We start from the raw sequence: 18,583 nt of genomic DNA on the forward strand, positions 1-18,583 counted from the left end.
CGGCGAACTGCGCGAACGAAGTGGGTGAACAGTGCAGGCGGGGTACGAGTTATCGCATCTGGCGGCCTTGGAGGCCGAGTCGGTGCACATCTTCCGGGAGGTCGCGGCCACACTCGCGCGACCGGCCCTGCTCTTTTCCGGCGGCAAGGATTCCGCCGTGCTGCTGCACCTGGCGCGACGCGCGTTCTGGCCCGCGCCGCTGCCGTTTCCGCTGCTGCACGTGGACACCGGCCACAACTTCGACGAGGTGATCGAGTTCCGCGACCGCACCGCCGAGCGCACCGGCGCGCGCCTCGAGATCGCCCGGGTCCAGGACGACATCGACGCGGGTCGGGCGGTAGAACGCGCCGGCGGCACCCGCAACCCCTTGCAGACCACCACCTTGCTGCGCGCGATCGGTGAGCACCGGTTCGACGCGGCGTTCGGCGGTGCGCGTCGTGACGAGGAGAAGGCGCGCGCCAAGGAGCGGGTGTTCAGCTTCCGCAACAGCTTCGGCGAATGGGACCCGCGAGCACAGCGGCCCGAGGTGTGGAACCTCTACAACGGCCGCCATCAGCCCGGCGAACACATCCGGGTGTTCCCACTCTCGAACTGGACCGAGCTCGACATCTGGGAGTACATCGACCGCGAGGCCGTCGAGCTGCCGTCGCTGTACTACGCACACCGGCGTCAGGTCATCGAACGCGACGGAATGCTGTTGTCGGCCACCCGATTCATCACCCCGGCGGCCGGTGAACGCGTGTTCGAAGCGACCGTCCGATTCCGCACGGTCGGCGACGCCACCTGTACCGGCTGCGTCGAGAGCACCGCCGACACCGCGGCGAAGGTGATCGCCGAGACCGCCGCCACCCGACTCACCGAACGCGGCGCCACCCGTGCCGACGACCGGATCTCCGAGACCGGCATGGAAGACCGCAAGCGAGAGGGCTATTTCTGATGCGCCGCAACCTGTTACGACTGGCGACCGCGGGCAGCGTCGACGACGGCAAATCCACCCTCATCGGCCGGCTGCTCTACGACTCCAAGTCCCTGTTCGACGATCAACTCGCCGCCATCGAACGAGTCAGCACCGAACGCGGCGGCGCGGCGGCGGATCTGGCGTTGGTCACCGATGGTCTGCGCGCCGAACGCGAGCAGGGCATCACCATCGACGTCGCCTATCGCTACGTGACGACACCACGCCGCAAGTTCGTCATCGCCGATACTCCCGGGCACGTGCAGTACACCCGCAATATGGTGACCGGCGCCTCCACGGCGGACCTCGCGCTGATCCTGGTCGACGCCCGCACCGGCGTGTCCGAACAGACCCGCAGGCACGCGTTCCTCGCGACGCTGCTCGGCGTGCCGCACCTGGTGGTGTGCGTGAACAAGATGGACCTGGTCGACTGGTCGCAGGAGCGTTTCGAGGAGATCCGCACCGAGTTCGCCGCGTTCGCCGCCAAATTGACGGTGGGCGATCTGAGCTTCGTGCCGGTGTCGGCGCTGCTCGGCGACAACGTGGTCGACGGCTCGGAGCACATGGACTGGTATCCCGGACCGCCGTTGCTGCGCCATCTCGAGGACGTGCACATCGCCTCGGACCGCAATCTCATCGATGCCCGGCTGCCGATCCAGTACGTCATCCGGGCGCAGGAAGGACTCGACCACCGCAGTTACGCGGGCACCATCGCGGGCGGCATCTTCAAGCCCGGCGACGAAGTGGTGGTGCTGCCCGCCGGGCGGTCCTCGCACGTCAAGGAGATCTGGGGTCCGGGTGGCACGAAGGTCGACGAGGCGTTCACCGGCATGGCGGTCTCACTGACTCTGGACGACGACATCGATGTCGGGCGCGGGGACCTGCTCGCCCGGCCGGGTAACCGTCCACACATCGGCACCGACCTGGACGCGATGGTGTGCTGGTTCTCCGAGAGCGCTCAGTTGCGCGAGGGCGCCCAGTACTTGGTGCGCACCGCGGCGCAGACCTCGTCCGCGGAGGTCACGGCCATCGACTATCGCCTCGATGTGAACACGCTGCACCGGGTCGAGGACGTCACCACGTTGTCGCTCAATGACATCGCGCGCATCCGGTTGCGCAGCCGTCGTCCGCTGCTGTCGGACCCGTATCGGGAGAATCGGCGCACGGGCAGCTTCATCCTGATCGATCCGGTGACCGATCAAACAGTCGCCGCGGGAATGGTGACCGGCCGAGAATCCGGGACCGATGCCGTGAACGTCGGCAGCGAACGCGCGGCCCCGGCCGTGGTCTGGCATCGGTCGGCGGTCAGTCGCGCCGAGCGCGGGCATGCGGGCGCGACGGTGTGGTTGACCGGCCTGTCCGGGTCGGGGAAGTCCACCCTGGCGGTCGAGCTCGAGCGACTGCTGGTCGCGGCAGGCCGGCCCGCCTACCTGCTCGACGGTGACAATCTGCGGCACGGTCTCAACGCCGGTCTCGGTTTCTCCCCCGCCGACCGGGACGAGAACGTCCGCCGGGTCGCCGAAGTCGCCGCACTGTTCGCCGATTCGGGTGCGGTGGCGATCGTGTCGGTGATCAGCCCGTTCGCCGCGCAGCGCACCGCCGCACGGACCGTCCACGCCGACCGCGAACTGCCGTTCCACGAAGTCTTCGTCGACACCCCGCTCGCGGAGTGCGAGCGCCGCGACTCCAAGGGCCTCTACGCGAAGGCCCGGGCGGGAGAACTGCCCGGCTTCACCGGAATCGGCTCCCCCTACGAACGACCCGACCATGCTGACCTGGTCATCACTCCCGAGCTCGGCTCACCCGCCGAGATCGCCGCCCATATCCTTCGAGAGCTAGGAATCGCAGACCGTTGACCCACTCCAGTACCGCCACCGAATCCGGTAGCAGCGCGCCACCGGAACCGTTCACCGCGCCGTTCCTGGCCGCGGTGGCCCAGGCCGAAACGCTGATCGCCGGAGCGGAATTCGTCCGCAGCGATCAGGACCTCGCCGAGGGCTACGACTACCTCGCCGCCAGTGTCGCCGCCTGCCTGCGCCTTTCGGGCGCCCACGGCACGTCCCATCCCTACTTCGTGTCCTCGACCGGCCCGTACGCCAAGATGGGCTTGGACAACCCGGACACCCTCTACTACCACGCCACCATCGAGCCGACCGCCGAGTACCTGGTGAGCGGGGTGCGCGGCAGCACCGTCGACCTGAGCTTCCAGGTACTCAAAGGTGACTACACCGCGACCGACGTGCCCGGCGGCGCCGACGCCTTCGACGACCGGCGCGTTCCGATCGCCGCCGACGGCACCTTCTCGCTTCGCTTCGGACCGCCGAAGGCCGATGCCGGGCCCGACTACTTCCCCCTCGGGGAAGGCGCGTCCATGCTGGCCGTACGCGAGGTCTACAGCGACTGGACCGAGCGCAAGGGCTCGATCCGGATCGAGCGGGTCGACACCATCGGCACCGCACCGGTCGAACCGGACCTGGCCCGCCTGCGCAAACGGTACGGCGCGGCGGCGAAGATGCTGCTCACCCGCGTGCACACCTGGTTCAACTTCCCGAAGTGGTTCTACCTCGATCTGCCGGTGAACACCCTCACCGCGCCCCGGCTCACGCCCGGTGGACTGAGCACCCAGTACTCCTCGGTGGGCCATTTCGACCTCGCCGACGATCAGGCATTGGTGATCACCGTCCCGAAATCCGATGCGCCGTATCAGGGTTTCCAGCTGGGCAGTCTCTGGTACATCTCCCTGGACTACGTCAACCACCAGACCAGCCTCAATCACGCTCAGGCCCAAGTGGATTCGGATGGTCTGATCCGGATGGTGGTGAGCAAGCAGGACCCGGGCATCGCGAACTGGATCGAGACCACCGGCCGCACGCGCGGCATTCTGCAGTTCCGGTGGCAGCGCACCGATCGGCCGATGACCGAGGCCGACGGTCCGACGGTCGAGGTCGTACCGATCGACGCAGTCGCACAACACCTTCCGTATTTCGAACACAACCGGATCGACGCCGCCGGCTGGCGCGACCGGATCTCGGCCCGGCAGCGGGCTTTCGCCGAAAGGATGCTGGGATGAGCGGGGCACTGTTGGACGGCAAGGTCGTCGTCGTATCCGGGGTCGGACCGGGTCTGGGCCGGTCGATCTGTCTGGAGGCGGCCGCGGCAGGGGCGACGGTAGTGCTCGCGGCACGCACCGAATCCCGACTGCTCGAGGTGGCCGCCGACATCGAGGCCGCCGGGGGCGCCACGCTGAGCGTGCCCACCGACATCACCGACGAGGCCGCGGTCCAGAATCTCGTGGCGCGTACGGTCGACACCTTCGGCCGGGTCGACGCGCTCGTGAACAACGCGTTCTCGGTGCCGTCGATGAAGCCCCTCGACCGCACCGATTTCGACCACATCCGGTCGAGCCTGGATATGACGGTGCTCGGCGGCCTGCGGGTGACGCAGGCGTTCGCGCCCGCTCTCGCCGAGGCCAAAGGTGCTGTGGTGATGATCAATTCGATGGTGGTGCGCCACTCCGAGCCGCGCTACGGCAGCTACAAACTCACCAAGGCCGCGTTGCTGGCCATGTCGCAGACCCTGGCCACCGAACTCGGCGGCAAGGGCGTGCGGGTCAACAGCGTACTGCCCGGCTACATCTGGACCGATCAGCTGAAGTGGTATTTCGGTCAGGTCGCCGAGAAGTACGGCATCACCGTCGAGCAGGTCTACGAGCAGACCGCGTCGAAATCCGACCTGAAGCGGTTGCCCGAGCCCGAAGAAATCGCCCGTGCCGTGGTGTTTCTCGCCTCCGACTGGTCGTCGGCGATCACCGGCCAGACCCTCGACGTCAACTGCGGCGAATACCACAACTAGGAGCTTGTAGAAGATGACTGTGCGCACCGATGTCGGCACCGTGGCCGACCTGCACGCCTCAGCCACCAAACTCACCGGTCTCACCGATTTCGGGGCCGACGACTACACCGAGGCGTTGCAGGTTCTGCTCGACTCGTATCGCGACGAGGCCGGGCTCACCGAGCTCGGCTCCAAGATGTCGCGCTTCTTCCTGCGCGGCACGCTGGTCGCCCGTGCGCTGAGCGAAGCGGCGTGGGCGGCGAATCCCGCCTATGTCGAAACACCGGTTACGAAGCCGATTTTCGTCACCGGCCTTCCCCGGACCGGCACCACCGCACTACACCGGCTGCTGGCCGCCGATCCGGGCAACCAGGGGCTGGAGATGTGGCTGACCGACTTCCCGCAGCCGCGGCCACCGCGCGACACCTGGGGCGACAATCCCGCCTACCAGCAGATCGACGCGGGTCTGCGCCAACATCAGGTGCAGAACCCCGAGTTCATGGGCCTGCACTACATGAGCGCCTCCGACGTGGAGGAATGCTGGCAACTGCTGCGCCAGTCGGGCATGTCGCACTCCTACGAGTGTCTCGCCTACGTACCGGGCTACGCGCAATGGCTGTCCGATCAGGACTGGACGCCTGCCTACGCCCGTCACCGCCGCAACCTGCAACTGATCGGCATGAACGACACCCGCCGCTGGGTCCTCAAGAATCCCAGCCACCTGTTCTGCCTGGACGCTCTCCTGGCGACGTACCCCGACGCCATCGTCATCCAAACCCACCGCGACCCCGCCACGATCATCCCCTCGGTCTGCAGCCTCAACGAACACGCCACCCGAGGCTGGTCGACCACCTTCACCGGCGAAACCATCGGCCGCACCCAACTCGACCTGTGGTCGCGCGGCCTCCACGAATTCACCGCCGCCCGCACCCGACACCCCGAAGCCACCTTCATCGACATCGACTTCGACGATCTCCGCGCTGACCCCCTTGGCGTCGTCGACCGTGTGTACGCGCGTACCGGTGCCGCCCTCACACCCGAAGCTCGAACCGCCATCACCGCCCTCGACAACGAAAGCCGCACCGGCGCACGCAAACCCACCCACCACTATTCCCTCGCCGACTACGGCCTCACCGAGAACATGGTCGCCGAAAGCTTCGGCAGCTGATCTCGAACGGTCAGGCTACCGACGCTCGCCGGGCATCCCCGACCGGATGCCGGCGAGCGATGCGATGTCGTGCTTGTCACCGAGGCAGGCATCGACCGACAGCAGGGAAAGCACACGCAGTCATCAGCGCGCGACCGGCCGCCACCTCGTGCGGCTTTCATTCGTCGACGTCGACCCCGTACCGCCTGGCCAGTTCGGCGAGATCGGTCTCGTAGCCCTGGCCAACCGCGCGCAGCCGCCAATCTGCACCGCGCAGATACAGCTCGGCGAGCAGCAGGGTGCGCTCCACGGTTGCGGCATCGAGCGTGGAACGTATCGCGGTGCTCGATTCCGTGCCTGCGGCGAAATCCAGCTCGATGGCGCCGACGTCGCCGAAGGTGAGACCGGCACCGTCGAGCGAAGCGGCGAGGACGATGCGAGTGCAGTGCTCGGGCAGGTCATCGAGGACCAGGGTGATCGACTGCTCGTTCGGCCCATCCTCGGAAAGCTTGGCGCCCTGCGTTTCTGGCTGGTTGTAGAACAGGAAGTCGTCGGAGTCGTCTACTCGCTCATCGCTGCCGAGCAGGAACGCGACGAGATCCACGGTCGGCGCACTGAGCTGGCTCCACGTTGCCCGCAGAGTCCACGTATTGCCGCCCTCGGCGATCGGCACGTCGATCACCTGACCTCGCGACAACACCGTCGGCTCCGCGGGCCGGATTTCAGCACGACCAGGTGCGGTCGATGCCGCAGGGATTGCCGCGGGCGCGATCGCACCCTGCTCGAGCAGGTCTGGTCCGTGGACCGCCAGTGCGAGTTCGTCGGCCTTTCGCGCGCGCCGGTCGGATTCCCCACCTGCGAGAAGGAGCAGATCTGTCACTGTCGCGGAGAGATTGACCGCGGCCGAACCACCGAGCTCGACGATCCGCGAGCGCGCCGCCGCAGCCTCGCCGTGGGTTCCGCCCAGCACCAGAATCCGCCGACCTGCCAGCGGACCCGATATCGCCCGTGCGGGTGCCGTCGACCGACGTGGCGCCGCAACCTGAGGTACCGCCGTTCCTTTCAGGTGCCCCGGTTCTACCGACTCGAGCAGCGCGGCGAACCGAGCCTCATCGATCACCGCCGTTCCGAACTCGAACGCCTTGCGCGCCTTGCCCGTTTGCGCATGGGCATTGTTGGTGACCAGCACACTGGTTCGGTTGCTCACCATGCTCGTGACGTCGAGCCCCGCAGCCTCGGCACGGGCGACGAGCTCTTCCCGTTCGATCCGGGTCTCTCCAGTCAGCGCTACCTTCATCCCCTGGCGCAGGCGGCCGGCCACCGCCAGCTTCCCGGGATAGGCGAAATCACACGGCTGCTTCGGGCCGCGACGTTCGACCGGCCACCTGGCCTGCGTCGGCCTGGCCGAATCAGGTGCGCAGTCGAGCAAAGGGGGTGCGATACCGAGATGGGCCGCGTCGGCGACCAACGCTCGAAGAACATTCGCCAGAACACGGGTGTCGTCGAGCGCATCGTGCGCCTTCTGCTGCGGCACACCGTAATACGTCGCCAGCGTGCCCAACCTGTAGTCGGGTGTCGGCAGCGCGATGCGGCGGGCCAGTGCCAACGTGCACAGTCGGCGCTGCACCGGCAGAGCTCCCCCGGCCCGGGCGAACTCCTGCAGCAGGAACCCGTAGTCGAACAGCGCGTTGTGCGCCACCATCACCCGGCCGTCCAGCATGGCCGTCAGTTGGTCGCGCACCTGACCGAACTCGGGCGAGCCCCGCAGCACCTCGGCAGTGAGCCCGTGAATGTGCACGGGACCCGGATCGCAACCCGGATCGATCAGGCTGTGGAACTCTCGCGTCACCCGGCCGGTGCCGTCCAGCGTCACCGCCGCGACGGACAGCACCCGGTGCTGGTGCGGCTGTAGCCCGGAGGTCTCGACATCCACCACGGTGAACGCACCGAACCCGGCTGTTTGCTGCTGCTCATCGACCTGCGTCATCCCCTGCATGAGCATCGCATCGTTCGCCGAGCCCGGAACGTTGCACTCGACGATCAGTGACGCGCGAGTTGCGGTGCGAGACTTCGGCACCGAGTCGGGGCACCCGATCCGGGCCGTCGGCCCCGACGACTGGGGTGGCGGGCCGGGGGCACAGAGCGCCGCCGAAGGATCACTCGCCGCCCATCGCGATGTGGTAGAGGGTGGCGAGGGCGTCGTCGATGGGGTGTGGCTTCGGCTTTCCGTCGGGGCCGATCTCGTTCCACCGCACGAGGTTTGTCGCGACCGACATCTGGCGGGTGCCGTCGGCACTGGTCAGAGATAGCGCTTGGGCACCGAAGACACTGCCGTCGTGGCCCCAGAATGTTTCGCCGCCGGGAGTCCGCACCCGGTGCAGGCCGAGACCGTACTCGATCCGCGTACCGTCCAGTGCGATGACGGGCACCGTACGCTGCATCTGCGCCAACGACTCGCGGCTGACGATGTGCCCACCGAACAGCATGCGGTAGAAGCGATTCAGGTCCGCCATGGTCGAGACGAGTCCGGCGCCGGGCAGCGCCCACGACATGTTGTAGACGCTGTAGTCGCGCGGCGGATCGATCATTCCGAACAGCCGCTCGTACATTCGCGGGTGCGGAACCGACAGGGTCGGCCCGTCCGGAAACGCGGTGTGCTCGAGCCCGGCGCGTCCGATCACCTTCTCGGCGACATAGGTCTCGAATGCAGTTCCGGTCACCCGCTCCAGCAGTTCGCCCAGCAGGAAGTAGTTGGTGTTGGAGTACACGCCGGGGGTCGCGCCGGGCGCCCGGGTGGCGGGCGGCGCGCTGACGCCCATTCCGATCAACTCGACCGGGTCGAACTGGGTGAACCGATGCTTGTCCAAGCTCTCCGATGACAGCTGCGTCCCGCCGAAAAAGGCTGCGAGGGAAGGAAATGAGTACGGCAGGTGCTCGGCCAGACCGCTGGTGTTGTTGAGCAGCATCCGAACCGTGATCTGCGCGCCACGCTCACCAGGGACCAAGTGCGGCAGGTAGTCACCGATCGGTGTGTCGAGCCCGATCCGCCCCTGCTCGACCTGCTGCATGATCGCGGCCGCGATGAACGTCTTGGTGATGCTGCCTACTCGGTGGACCATGTCGGGGCCGATGGGTTCGCCGGAGGTGACGTCGGCGACCCCCGCCGTGCCACTCCACACCCGGTCGCCGTCACGTACCTCCATGTACACACCGGTCATTCCCGCGTCGCGGACCGCATCCAGCGCGGATTGCAGCGCAGCCGGATCGAGTCCGGAACCTGGTTGCGCAGTGTCTGTTTCGCTGGCCGTCGGCCGCATCGCGCATGCGCTGACAGTCAGGACGGCGACGCCTACCAGCATCCCCAGTGGGATCTTCACGATTTCTGTCCTCTCGTGGTCGGCCGCTGTAGTTCGAAGCGGCGCACCGTTACCGTGGCAGGTGCGACCGATGGGGCGCTTTCGAAATCGTGTGGTCCGGCACGGTAGCCGGTGGTCTGGATCCGGCCGGGTCATGCCGGGTATTTCGGGCCCCGACCTCGGCGTCGACCGCGGGCGCCGCCCGCCTGATAGGCAAGGCGGCGCCGAGGTTCACTCGCCGCGTTCACTCCCCGGTCTGCGCTGAATCCAGGGCTGCCAGCAAGGCCGCGCCGCGGGGTGAGATCCGGTAGCCGGTGCCCAGACTGATGGTCAGGCCGAGGTTCTTCAGCTTGCGTACGTTGAGTTTGAAGCGGTGCGGGTCACGCCCGAGTTCCTCGGCCAGGTCGGGAGCCCGGGTTGCGGGGCGCCGCTGGATGATTCGGAGCGTGTCGTGGGTCCACGGGCCCTCGGCATCGGTCCGGTCCATGCGGGCGAGGCGGGCGGCCAAGGCCGCGGCATCGTCGATCCGGTCGTCGGCGGCCAGCGCGTCGCGCGGGTCTTCGTCGGTGAGGCAGCGGATTCGGAGAAGATAGATCGGGTCCTCCGGGGCGCCACGGAGATCGGCGATCACCTCGGCGGGTGCGTCATATCCGGCGGCGCGCGCGTCCTCGATGCTGATCTGATCGGCGGTGACCGTCGACAGCTGGTCGACGGCGATGCGTCCCGCGCCGGTGCGGTAGACCTTGCCCTCGGTGGCCTGCCGGTGACGCCACCGGCGAAAGAGCACTGTCACCGCCCCGCTGCGGATCCCGGCCCAGCGCTGTTTCTCGATCAGCATGCGAGGGCCGACCGCCGCGCGGACCGGTCTGGGTGGATCGTGGTCGGTTCGTCCTCGATCATTCCGTCAGGCTATCGCGCGCAGCGCCGACGGAGTCACCCCCGCGTACGCCGTTGGTATGCCATTCGCCGTCCGGGTAGGTGATGTAGAGCGGGCCCAGATTGCACGGGTTGAGGCAGCCGGTCGCGGTGATCAGGGCGTCGGGGTGGTCGCGGCGCAGTGTCCGGTGCAGCTCGCCCGCGCCGTACACGGTGCAGCGGGGGCCTCGGCACACCAGGATGTGGGAGGTGTGGTCGGGGATTTCGGACAAGGCCGGACTGCGGAAGGCTCGCGGGCTCGCCGTGACCGGTGCGCCGTCCTCGGACATCCTGGAACGCACCACATCGGCGAATCCGGCGGCGGTGTCGATGCCGTCGGTGATGCGCACGTCGAGTTCGCTCCCGCGCGTTTCCTTCCAGTTCGCTACCGCTCGCGCGATCCAGGTCTCGAGGTAGCGGTCGCGTGGCACGGCGAGCGGGATCAGTGTGACCGGCGATTCGTCGCGGGCGGCGGTATCCAGGGCGGTGTGGATGGTCGGCTCCTCCTGGTCGAGCAGCGCGTAGCCGACCCCGCAAGCCTCGGCCAGAGCTCGGACAGACGGCAGGTCGACGCCCGACGGAGTCGGCCGGGCGATGAGGACGTACTGGCGCGTCATGCGGTGCGCACCGTTCGCGGGGCCGGAATCACCAGCGGTGTGCCCGTCATCGGGTCCTCGATCACGGTGCAGTCGATGCCGAAGACTTCCGACACCAGCTCGGGGCGCACGATCTCGGCGGGTGCACCCTGAGCGACCACGCGGCCGTCCTGCACGGCGACGAGGTGGTCGGCGTAGCGGGCGGCGAGGTTGAGGTCGTGCAGGACGACGATGATGGTGCGCGGCAACAGGTTGCGCAGGACGTCGAGCACGTCGAGTTGGTGCGCCAGGTCGAGAAAGGTCGTCGGTTCGTCGAGCAGCATGACCTCGGGGTCTTGAGCCAACGCGAGCGCGATCCATACCCGTTGCTTCTGACCGCCGGAGAGCTGATCCACCGATCGGTCGATCAGCTCGAGAGTGTCGGTGGCCACCAGCGCTTTTCGCACGGCCTCGCCGTCCTGCACCGACCACTGACGAAACCAGCGTTGGTGCGGATGACGGCCGCGGCCGACGAGTTCACCCACGGTGATGCTGTCGGGGGCGACAGGTTGTTGCGGCAACATGCCGAGCCGGCGGGCGACCGTGCGCGCGGGCTGCGGTGCGATATCGGCGCCGTCGAGCAGGACCGCGCCCGCCGTCGGCGCGATCAGCCGGGCCAGGCCACGCAGCAAGGTCGATTTGCCGCAGCCGTTACGGCCGACGATGACAGTGATCGCACCGGTCGGGAAGTCGACGGTGGCGTCGGTGACGATCGCGGTGTCGCCGTAGCCGAGGGTGAGTCCCTCGGTGGTCAGGTGTGCGGTCATCCAGCGTGTCCGATCCGGGTTGCACGGGCGAGGAGGTAGACGAGGACGGGAGCGCCGAGGATGGCGGTCACCACCCCGACGGGGAGTTCCGCCGGAAACAGCCGCCGGGCGGCCAGGTCGGCGGCGACCACCAGCAATGCCCCGGTGGCAGCCGCGGGCGCGAGCCCCGCACCGCGTTCGGCCAGCAGCCGTCGCGCGATCTGCGGCGCCACCAAGGCGACGAAACTGATCGGCCCGGCCGCGGCCGTCGCCAGCGTCGCGGCGGCGGCCGCGACGACGATGAGCGTGATGCGGTGCGGGCCGCGCCGCCCGGCCAGCGAATTCGCCAGTTCGTCGCCCATTTCCAGCAGCGGCAACGAGCGAGCGAGAACGATCAGCGGCGGCACGACCACCACCAGCGCCGCCGCGGCGAACCCGACGTGGCTCCACTCGCGGTTGGCCAAGCTGCCCGTGAGCCACATGGCGGCGGTATGCGCCTGGTAGTTGTCGGCAATGGTCAGGATGAACGCGATGGCCGAGGACAGCATCGCCGTGACGCCGATACCGACGAGCACGAGTCGATAGCCGTCGAGTCCGTCCTTGGTGGCCACGGCCACGATCAGCGCCATGGCCACCCCGGCGCCGAGTATCGCGCCGCCGACCAGCCCCAGTCCGGCGCCACCGAGCAACACGCTCACCACCAAGGCGCCCAGTGAGGCGCCCGCGTTGATCCCGATGATCTCGGGGCTCACCAGTGGGTTGGTCGCGATCCGTTGCAGGATCGCTCCCGATATCGCGAAGGCCGCGCCGACGCACAGCCCGGTGAGCACGCGCGGCAACCGATCGGCCACCACCACGTCGTACTCGATGAGCGTGCCGCCGCCACCGAGTACCCGGATCACGTCAGCGACCGTGAGCGGGTAGTAGCCGATCGTGAGTGACCACGCCGCCACCGCCATCGCGGCGGCCGTGATCAGTACGGTCACGATCGCGGACCGTTTCCCGACGCGAAAGACGATGCGCCGGTCGGGTGTTCGTAGCAGTAGCGTGCCGCTGGGCAGGACGCCGCCCTCGGTGCCCGTCACAGTGTGGCCACTTTTCGATTGCGCACGAGATAGAGAAAGAACGGTGAGCCCGCGAAGGCGGTGATGATGCCGACCTGGATTTCCTGTGGCCGCGCCAGCATCCGTCCGAGAATGTCGGCCGCCAACAGCAGCGTCGGGCCCAGCAGCGCGCACCACAGCAGAATCCACCGGTAGTCGTGTCCGGCGAAGAATCGGGCGATGTACGGGATCACCAAGCCGATGAAGGCGATCGGTCCGGCGATGGCCACCGCCGAGCCTGCGAGCAGCACCACGCTCAACGCGCCGGTCGCGCGCGTCGCGACCAGTCGGGTGCCGAGCGTGCGCGCCATGTCGTCACCGATGGCGACAGCGTTCAACGGCCGTGCCACCACTACCGCCAGCAACACCCCGACGACGATGAACGGTGCGGTCGCCCACACGGATTCGATGTCGGCGCGAGCCAACGAGCCGACCACCCAGAACCGGAAGTTGTCGAACAGGGTCCGGTCGAGCAGGGTGATCGCCGTGGTGATCGACCCACACAGTGCGGTGCAGGCAGCACCCGCGAGCGCCAGTTTCACCGGGGTCGCGCCACCGAACCCCAACGATCCCAGCGCATAGACGAACGCCGCGGCGACCGCGGCACCGAGGAAACCGAACCAGATGAATCCGCCCGTCGCCGTGAGGCCGAACGCACCCATCGCGAGCACGATCGCCAGCGACGCACCGGCGTTGATGCCGAGCAGGCCCGGCCCGGCCAGTGGGTTGCGGGTGAGCCCCTGCATCACCGCGCCCGCCAGCGCCAACGCGACACCGGCGAGGAGTCCCGCGACAGTTCTGGGCAGCCTGATGTAGCGCACGACCCGGTCGGTGTCGGTCCCCTGGAAATCGGTGAACGCGACCACGGCCTGGTCGAGGGTGAGCGGGTGCGAACCGATCAGGATGGACGCGACGCAGACAGCCACCAGCGCGGCGCCGGCCAGGATCGGACCGGTGCCGCCAGCGGTGCGCGTCACCGCCGGAACAGCTCAGGGTGGATCAATTCGGCGACCAGTTCGGTCGAGTGCGCGATCCGCACCCCTGCCGCCCGGTCGGCGAACAGGAACGGGTGCACAGTCGCGTTCCGCACGGCCGTCAGATTCGCGAACGCCGGGTTTCCGACGATCTTGTCGACCTGGGGCTGACCGTCGGCGCGCGTGTAGGTCGCCTTGCAGCACAGGCTGGTCAGGATGATGTCGGGGTCACGGGCGATGAGCTCTTCCGCGCCGACGGGCACGTTGCGCTTGGCGGTGAGATCGGCGAAGACATTCACTCCACCTGCGGCCTCGATGATCTGGGTGATGAAGTCGATGCCGCCTGCCACGGTATAGGAGCCGTCGTCTTTGGGGGTGACGACCGCGACCCGCGGCTTCACCGCGTTGCCGACCTTCGCCCGGACCGCGTCGATGCGCGAACTCAGCTGCGTGACAACTTCTTCGGCGCGTTCGGGGGTGCCCCACAGGGCACCGAGGTCGCGCAGGTCGGCGTACACGTTGTCGAAGCGCACGGTCTCGGGGTCGATCGCTTCATCGGCGAGCCCGTCGGCACTCGGGCACAGCGGACTCAGCACCCAGGTGTGCACGCCCAACTCGTGCAGGCTTGCCCTGGTACCGACGCTGTTCTGCGCCGAGGAGGCGAACACCCCGTTGAAACCCGACATGACGAAGTCGGGTCGCTGGGCGAGCAGTTCGTCGCGACTGGGCAGCTTCTCGACGTATGGCGAGCGTGCCTGCGCGTCGACGTATTCCGCAAGCACGGCGGAGTCCAGGAATGCCGTGCCCACCAGCCGGTCGGTGACACCGAGCGCGTGCGCGATCTCGATCGAGGGCTGATACGCCGCGTAGATCCGCTGCGGTGGGCCGTCGACGGCGACGTCGATCCCACAGTTCACGCGGGTGACGACAGCTGCGCCGCCCGCGTCGGAGAGGGGTTGCACACCACAACCGGTGACAACAAGCGTGCAGGCGAGCAACGCGCCGGAACGTAGGCGCGCGAAAACAGAGCGGGTCAAGAGACGGCCTTCCAGGTCCTCGTGGAATGGGGTAGTGCGTAGCCGTGGCCGGTCTCCTGGCTGACGGGATAATGCGCGGTGAATCCACCTTCCCAGGGCGGGTGCCCCAGTGGCTCCGGATGACTGACGTCGTCCGGATCGATTCACAACTCCCGATCACAGTGGCGAGGGCCGCACCGGTTCTACACCGGTTTCCCGAACACCACGGCTGGTGAACTGTAGCAACGTCGGCTCCATCGAGGGGTCGGCGCCGGGCCTGTGCGCGAGCGCGGCCTCCGGATTCGATACACAGCCGACTCCCAGCCGGGTCCCACCGGGCTCGACGGTTGCGCCGCGAAGATTCAGCTATCGGCCGAGCACTTCGGCCGGCCGACGATCTCGGCGGTGAGATCGAAGATCAGGAGGAACGCGCATGAGAATGAAGTCGACAGTGGCCAAGACCGCGGTGGCGGGCACTCTCGCACTCGGGGTGCTGGGCGCCACGGCGGGCGTGGCGAGCGCGGATCCGGGTGGGCACGACCAGCAGCGGCCCGAGCAGAGTCAGGAGCACCGGCCGCAGCAACAGCCGGAGCATCACCGAAACGACGCGCCGCAGCACGGCTTCTGGTTCTTCGGCACCTGGGTTCCCCTGCCCTGAACCCCACCGCGGACCCGGTGCTTGCCGGGTCCGCGGTGCCCGCGTCTGCGAGTTGCACTGCAGGACATGGGCATCCAGCTCGCGAATCCCATCCGCACCGACGCCGGTGACGAATGGATTGCAGGCGGGTCGGCACCGTATAACCGGTACCATTCACTCCCCTGAAGCCGACCCGCCTGCTTTCACCGGCGTCTATCCGGTCATCGTCGCCGGTTGACATCAGCCGGCGCGGTTCCGCGCGGCGCACCGATACTCTGGCGGGTGTGACCGACGGTGCGCCTGCGAAATCGTGTGGTCCGGCGCGGTCACCGGTGGTCTGGATCCGGCCGGGTCATGCCGGGTATATCGGGCCCGAACTCGGCGTCGACCTGCATTCCACCTCCGTCGCGGTACTCAGCGTCGGGCTCGACGGGCCGTTCGTCCTCGAGACCGCCAGCCACGGTGAGATCCTCACTCGTAGCGCGTACGCCCCGGCTCGCGCGGTGCACCGGGTGAACACCCTCGACAAACCGATCCTGCTCCTGTGGTCGCATGCCTCGGCCATCGAAGGACAGATGGCGACCACCGAGGGGCCGTACGGATTCGACCACCTGCGCGAGCGCGAGCTGGTCGAGCAATGCCGTCTACCGGACACGGACCCGGACCGAATCTTGGCGCTGGCCGGTGCCGGGCCCCCCGCCGAGATCGATCCGCGCATCGAGCGTGTCGCGGCCGCGATCCGACAGCACCCGGATCGAGTGTTCCGGGCCGAACCGATCGCCGCGAATCTCGGCCTGTCCACCTCGCATTTCCTGCGCTTGTTCGTCCAGCAGTACGGGACCACTTTCCGCCGCTACCAGCAGTGGGCCCGCGTCCTGCACGCGATGCGCGATGTCGCCGCCGGCCACGATCTGACCCGATCGGCGACAGACGCGGGGTTCGCCACACCCTCCCATTTCAGCGAAACCTTCCACCGCATGTTCGGGATGTCCGCCACGGCGGCCCTGCGCTCGGGATTCCGATTCGACCTCGAAACCACGCCTGCACCACGTGACAGCCTCACGACTGGTCGGACACAGCGGTAGCCGCCGGGTTCGTGGCATCGCGGATCACGCGCAGGCCGGTGATCAAGCCGTCGAGCTGAGTGGGGGTCAGCAGGCCGGTGAGCCATCGCTCGAGGGCGGCAAGGTAATCGGGAAGGACTTGTTCGAGGCGGCGGATGCCGGCGTCGGTCAAGGCCGCGTAGGCGCTGCGGCGGTCGGTCGGGTCGAGCTGGCGTTCTATCAGCCCCGCGGCGGCAAGGCGGTCGACCACACGGGTGACGCCGCTGGTCGAGAGCTCGGTTTGGGTGGCGAGATCCGACATCCGTAGGCGGCTGTTCGGAGAGCGACTCAGTCTCAGCAGGGCGTTGAGTTCCAGACCGGAGAGGCCGTGCGCTTTCCAGGTCGGCTCGAGCTTGGCGATCAGACCGCTGTGCGCCTCGAAGAGCAAGCCGGAGATGGTGAAGCGGGGGTCGTCGAACAGCTCGTGGACGGACATGAGGCCAGCTTAGCTGATACTTGCCATGCGGATAGTTGACATGAGGAATACCTTCGAGTAAACCTATGCGTAGGCATTATTCCGCACAGCAAATATCGGAGAAATCATGCAGCGCAACATGTGGGTCGCCGGGTTCCGGACCGGTGTCATCGACCCGAAGGAACAGATCAAGCTGGCCGAGTCACGCGAGTTCGCCGACGAAACCGTGCGCCACGTCGTGCGCATGGCAGGTGGCGGCGACGCGGTACGCGTGCGGTTGACCAACCGCTACGGTCTCGCGCCGCTGCGGATCGGCGCCGCGCGCATCGCAGCGCGCAAGACCGGATCGGCGATCATCGCCGATCGCGAGATCACGTTCGGCGGCGCGGCGCAGGTCACCATCGACGCGGGGGCCGAGCTCGTGAGCGATCCGATCGCCTTGCCGGTCGCCGCGGGCGAAGATCTGCTGCTCAGTCTGTACGTCCCGGCACCGACCGGCCTCGCCACCTTCTCCCACCAACCCGGCGAGATCGCCTACATCGTCACCGGCGACCACACCGCGGATGTGGAACTCAGTGGTGCGCAAGAGGTTCCGTTCCGCTTCTTCATCACCGGGATCGACGTGCTGGTCACCGACCCGCCACCGGTCGCCGTCGCGTTCGGCGACTCCTGGTTCGAGGGCTTCGGTACGACACAGAGCGCCAATCGCCGCTCGGTCGATGCTCTCAACGCCCGTCTCACCCGAGGCTGGGTGGTCAACAACGGGATCTCCGGCAATCGTCTCACCGCCGAGCAGATCGGCGAGTCCGGTTCGGGTCGTTTCGACTCCGACGCGTTGCAGGTCCCCGGCGTCACCGACATCCTCGTCAATTTCGGTATCAACGACCTCATCCTCGGTGCGATGGGCGGACAGCCCTCCGCGACCGCCGAGGAATTGATCGCCGGTTTCACCGACCTGGCCGCGCGCGCCCACGCCGCCGGACTGCGCATCCACGCCGCCACCATCGGCCCCTACGCCGGCTGCGTCTACCCCGGCATGCCCCTGCTGGAAACCCAGCCGACTCGCCACGCCGTCAACGACTGGCTGCGCGCCACCGACGTTTTCGACTCGATCTTCGACGTCGATCGCGCCGTGGCCGACCCCCACCGTCCCGACTACATCCGCCCCGAGTTCGACAGCGGCGACGGCATGCACCTCAACGACGCGGGCGCCGCGGCGATGGCAGCCACCGCCGATCTCACCGCCCTCTTCCACTGACACATCGATCGAGATCAGCACGCTCCCACCGTGTCCACTTCGGTGAGAGCGTGCTGTTGGCGAGGGGCGCCTAGTGCTCGCGGTCGGTCAACCGCAGGGTCACCTCGATGGGTGGGACCCAGGGCTCGGGTAGCTCGTCCAGATCGGCGAGGGTGGTGTGCACGAAGGCCGCGATCCGATGACGGGCCGCCGAACTCAGCCGTTCGACACGGTCGGAGGTCAGCGGACTGTCCGCGATCTCGACCACGGGAAAATCGCCGGCGCCTCCCGCGTTGGTCTCCGACCCGTTCTCCATGCGTCGCGCCATCTCGTCCCCCACCCTTCCGAACGGTCTCGGCGGTCGCTCGGGCACAAGCAACCAGCGCCGCCGACATTCATCAGCAAACATCTGGATTACAACATGACCAAGCGTCCACAACAAGCGTTCTTCCCGGCGAATATTGTGTAGATCGTGCCGTCGCGCCCCGATCGACACCACGGTTTCAGCGCTGG

General features: G+C 67.7%; 18 protein-coding genes and 1 riboswitch. Of the genes, 8 read left to right on the plus strand and 10 right to left on the minus strand.

Annotated elements, in window-relative coordinates:
* The first annotated feature begins 31 nt into the window (after window positions 1-31).
* The 5 genes from cysD to ACFVJ5_RS08210 are packed head-to-tail and all read left to right on the plus strand — an operon-like array spanning window position 32 to window position 5,954.
* A complete protein-coding gene (gene cysD / locus ACFVJ5_RS08190) occupies window positions 32-937 on the plus strand; it encodes a sulfate adenylyltransferase subunit CysD (RefSeq protein ID WP_379219163.1) in 906 nt (301 codons plus the stop codon).
* Complete coding sequence (gene cysC, locus ACFVJ5_RS08195) at window positions 937-2,811, plus strand: adenylyl-sulfate kinase (RefSeq protein WP_379219164.1); 1,875 nt, start codon at window positions 937-939, stop codon at window positions 2,809-2,811. The genes cysD and cysC overlap by 1 nt, the downstream gene beginning before the upstream one ends.
* Entirely contained in the window at window positions 2,808-4,025 is a 1,218-nt protein-coding gene (locus ACFVJ5_RS08200; protein WP_379219165.1) for a hypothetical protein, read from the plus strand. The genes cysC and ACFVJ5_RS08200 overlap by 4 nt, the downstream gene beginning before the upstream one ends.
* Window positions 4,022-4,807: an SDR family oxidoreductase gene (locus tag ACFVJ5_RS08205; protein ID WP_379219166.1), complete on the plus strand. Its 786-nt coding sequence runs from the start codon at window positions 4,022-4,024 to the stop codon at window positions 4,805-4,807. Before ACFVJ5_RS08200 ends, ACFVJ5_RS08205 begins: the two co-directional genes overlap by 4 nt.
* A gap of 13 nt (window positions 4,808-4,820) precedes the next feature.
* Window positions 4,821-5,954 (plus strand): sulfotransferase family protein, encoded by a 1,134-nt coding sequence (locus tag ACFVJ5_RS08210; protein ID WP_379219167.1) that lies wholly within the window; start codon window positions 4,821-4,823, stop codon window positions 5,952-5,954.
* A 157-nt stretch (window positions 5,955-6,111) separates the two neighbouring features.
* On the opposite strand, the gene ACFVJ5_RS08215 is transcribed toward ACFVJ5_RS08210, so the two are convergent.
* From ACFVJ5_RS08215 to ACFVJ5_RS08250, 8 genes are all read right to left on the minus strand, one after another.
* A complete protein-coding gene (locus tag ACFVJ5_RS08215) occupies window positions 6,112-7,920 on the minus strand; it encodes an exonuclease domain-containing protein (RefSeq protein ID WP_379219168.1) in 1,809 nt (602 codons plus the stop codon).
* A 169-nt stretch (window positions 7,921-8,089) separates the two neighbouring features.
* Window positions 8,090-9,310, minus strand: a complete 1,221-nt coding sequence (locus tag ACFVJ5_RS08220; protein ID WP_379219169.1) for a serine hydrolase domain-containing protein — start codon at window positions 9,308-9,310, stop codon at window positions 8,090-8,092.
* A gap of 223 nt (window positions 9,311-9,533) precedes the next feature.
* Window positions 9,534-10,127: a hypothetical protein gene (locus ACFVJ5_RS08225; RefSeq protein WP_378629419.1), complete on the minus strand. Its 594-nt coding sequence runs from the start codon at window positions 10,125-10,127 to the stop codon at window positions 9,534-9,536.
* A gap of 58 nt (window positions 10,128-10,185) precedes the next feature.
* The gene (locus ACFVJ5_RS08230; RefSeq protein ID WP_379219170.1) at window positions 10,186-10,821 is read right to left on the minus strand and encodes a hypothetical protein; all 636 of its coding nucleotides are present in this window, start codon (window positions 10,819-10,821) and stop codon (window positions 10,186-10,188) included.
* Window positions 10,818-11,606 carry an ABC transporter ATP-binding protein gene (locus ACFVJ5_RS08235; RefSeq protein WP_379219171.1) on the minus strand — a complete coding sequence of 263 codons (789 nt, stop codon included), beginning with the start codon at window positions 11,604-11,606 and terminating at the stop codon, window positions 10,818-10,820. The genes ACFVJ5_RS08230 and ACFVJ5_RS08235 overlap by 4 nt, the downstream gene beginning before the upstream one ends.
* Complete coding sequence (locus ACFVJ5_RS08240; RefSeq protein ID WP_379219172.1) at window positions 11,603-12,670, minus strand: FecCD family ABC transporter permease; 1,068 nt, start codon at window positions 12,668-12,670, stop codon at window positions 11,603-11,605. The genes ACFVJ5_RS08235 and ACFVJ5_RS08240 overlap by 4 nt, the downstream gene beginning before the upstream one ends.
* Window positions 12,667-13,665: a FecCD family ABC transporter permease gene (locus ACFVJ5_RS08245; protein ID WP_379219173.1), complete on the minus strand. Its 999-nt coding sequence runs from the start codon at window positions 13,663-13,665 to the stop codon at window positions 12,667-12,669. Before ACFVJ5_RS08245 ends, ACFVJ5_RS08240 begins: the two co-directional genes overlap by 4 nt.
* The gene (locus ACFVJ5_RS08250; protein ID WP_379219174.1) at window positions 13,662-14,699 is read right to left on the minus strand and encodes an ABC transporter substrate-binding protein; all 1,038 of its coding nucleotides are present in this window, start codon (window positions 14,697-14,699) and stop codon (window positions 13,662-13,664) included. The genes ACFVJ5_RS08245 and ACFVJ5_RS08250 overlap by 4 nt, the downstream gene beginning before the upstream one ends.
* 28 nt (window positions 14,700-14,727) lie before the next feature.
* A riboswitch (cobalamin riboswitch) is annotated at window positions 14,728-14,921 on the minus strand.
* 190 nt (window positions 14,922-15,111) lie between these two features.
* On the opposite strand from ACFVJ5_RS08250, the gene ACFVJ5_RS08255 reads away from it, so the two are divergent.
* Entirely contained in the window at window positions 15,112-15,336 is a 225-nt protein-coding gene (locus ACFVJ5_RS08255) for a hypothetical protein (RefSeq protein WP_379219175.1), read from the plus strand.
* Window positions 15,337-15,599: 263 nt separating this feature from the next.
* Entirely contained in the window at window positions 15,600-16,400 is an 801-nt protein-coding gene (locus tag ACFVJ5_RS08260; protein ID WP_379219176.1) for a helix-turn-helix domain-containing protein, read from the plus strand.
* Here ACFVJ5_RS08260 and ACFVJ5_RS08265 read toward each other — a convergent pair.
* Window positions 16,375-16,854: a MarR family winged helix-turn-helix transcriptional regulator gene (locus tag ACFVJ5_RS08265; protein ID WP_379219177.1), complete on the minus strand. Its 480-nt coding sequence runs from the start codon at window positions 16,852-16,854 to the stop codon at window positions 16,375-16,377. The two genes, ACFVJ5_RS08260 and ACFVJ5_RS08265, sit on opposite strands and share 26 nt — an antisense overlap.
* A 106-nt stretch (window positions 16,855-16,960) precedes the next feature.
* Between ACFVJ5_RS08265 and ACFVJ5_RS08270 the strand changes: the two genes are divergently transcribed.
* Complete coding sequence (locus ACFVJ5_RS08270) at window positions 16,961-18,091, plus strand: GDSL-type esterase/lipase family protein (RefSeq protein ID WP_379219178.1); 1,131 nt, start codon at window positions 16,961-16,963, stop codon at window positions 18,089-18,091.
* A 70-nt stretch (window positions 18,092-18,161) separates the two neighbouring features.
* Here the strand turns inward: ACFVJ5_RS08270 and ACFVJ5_RS08275 are convergent, their stop codons facing one another.
* Window positions 18,162-18,398, minus strand: coding sequence for a hypothetical protein (locus ACFVJ5_RS08275; protein WP_379219179.1), 237 nt, complete (start codon window positions 18,396-18,398; stop codon window positions 18,162-18,164).
* Window positions 18,399-18,583 lie beyond the last annotated feature (185 nt).

It is taken from the genome of Nocardia sp. NPDC127606 (assembly GCF_042671725.1).
In the GTDB taxonomy this organism is placed as follows: domain Bacteria; phylum Actinomycetota; class Actinomycetes; order Mycobacteriales; family Mycobacteriaceae; genus Nocardia.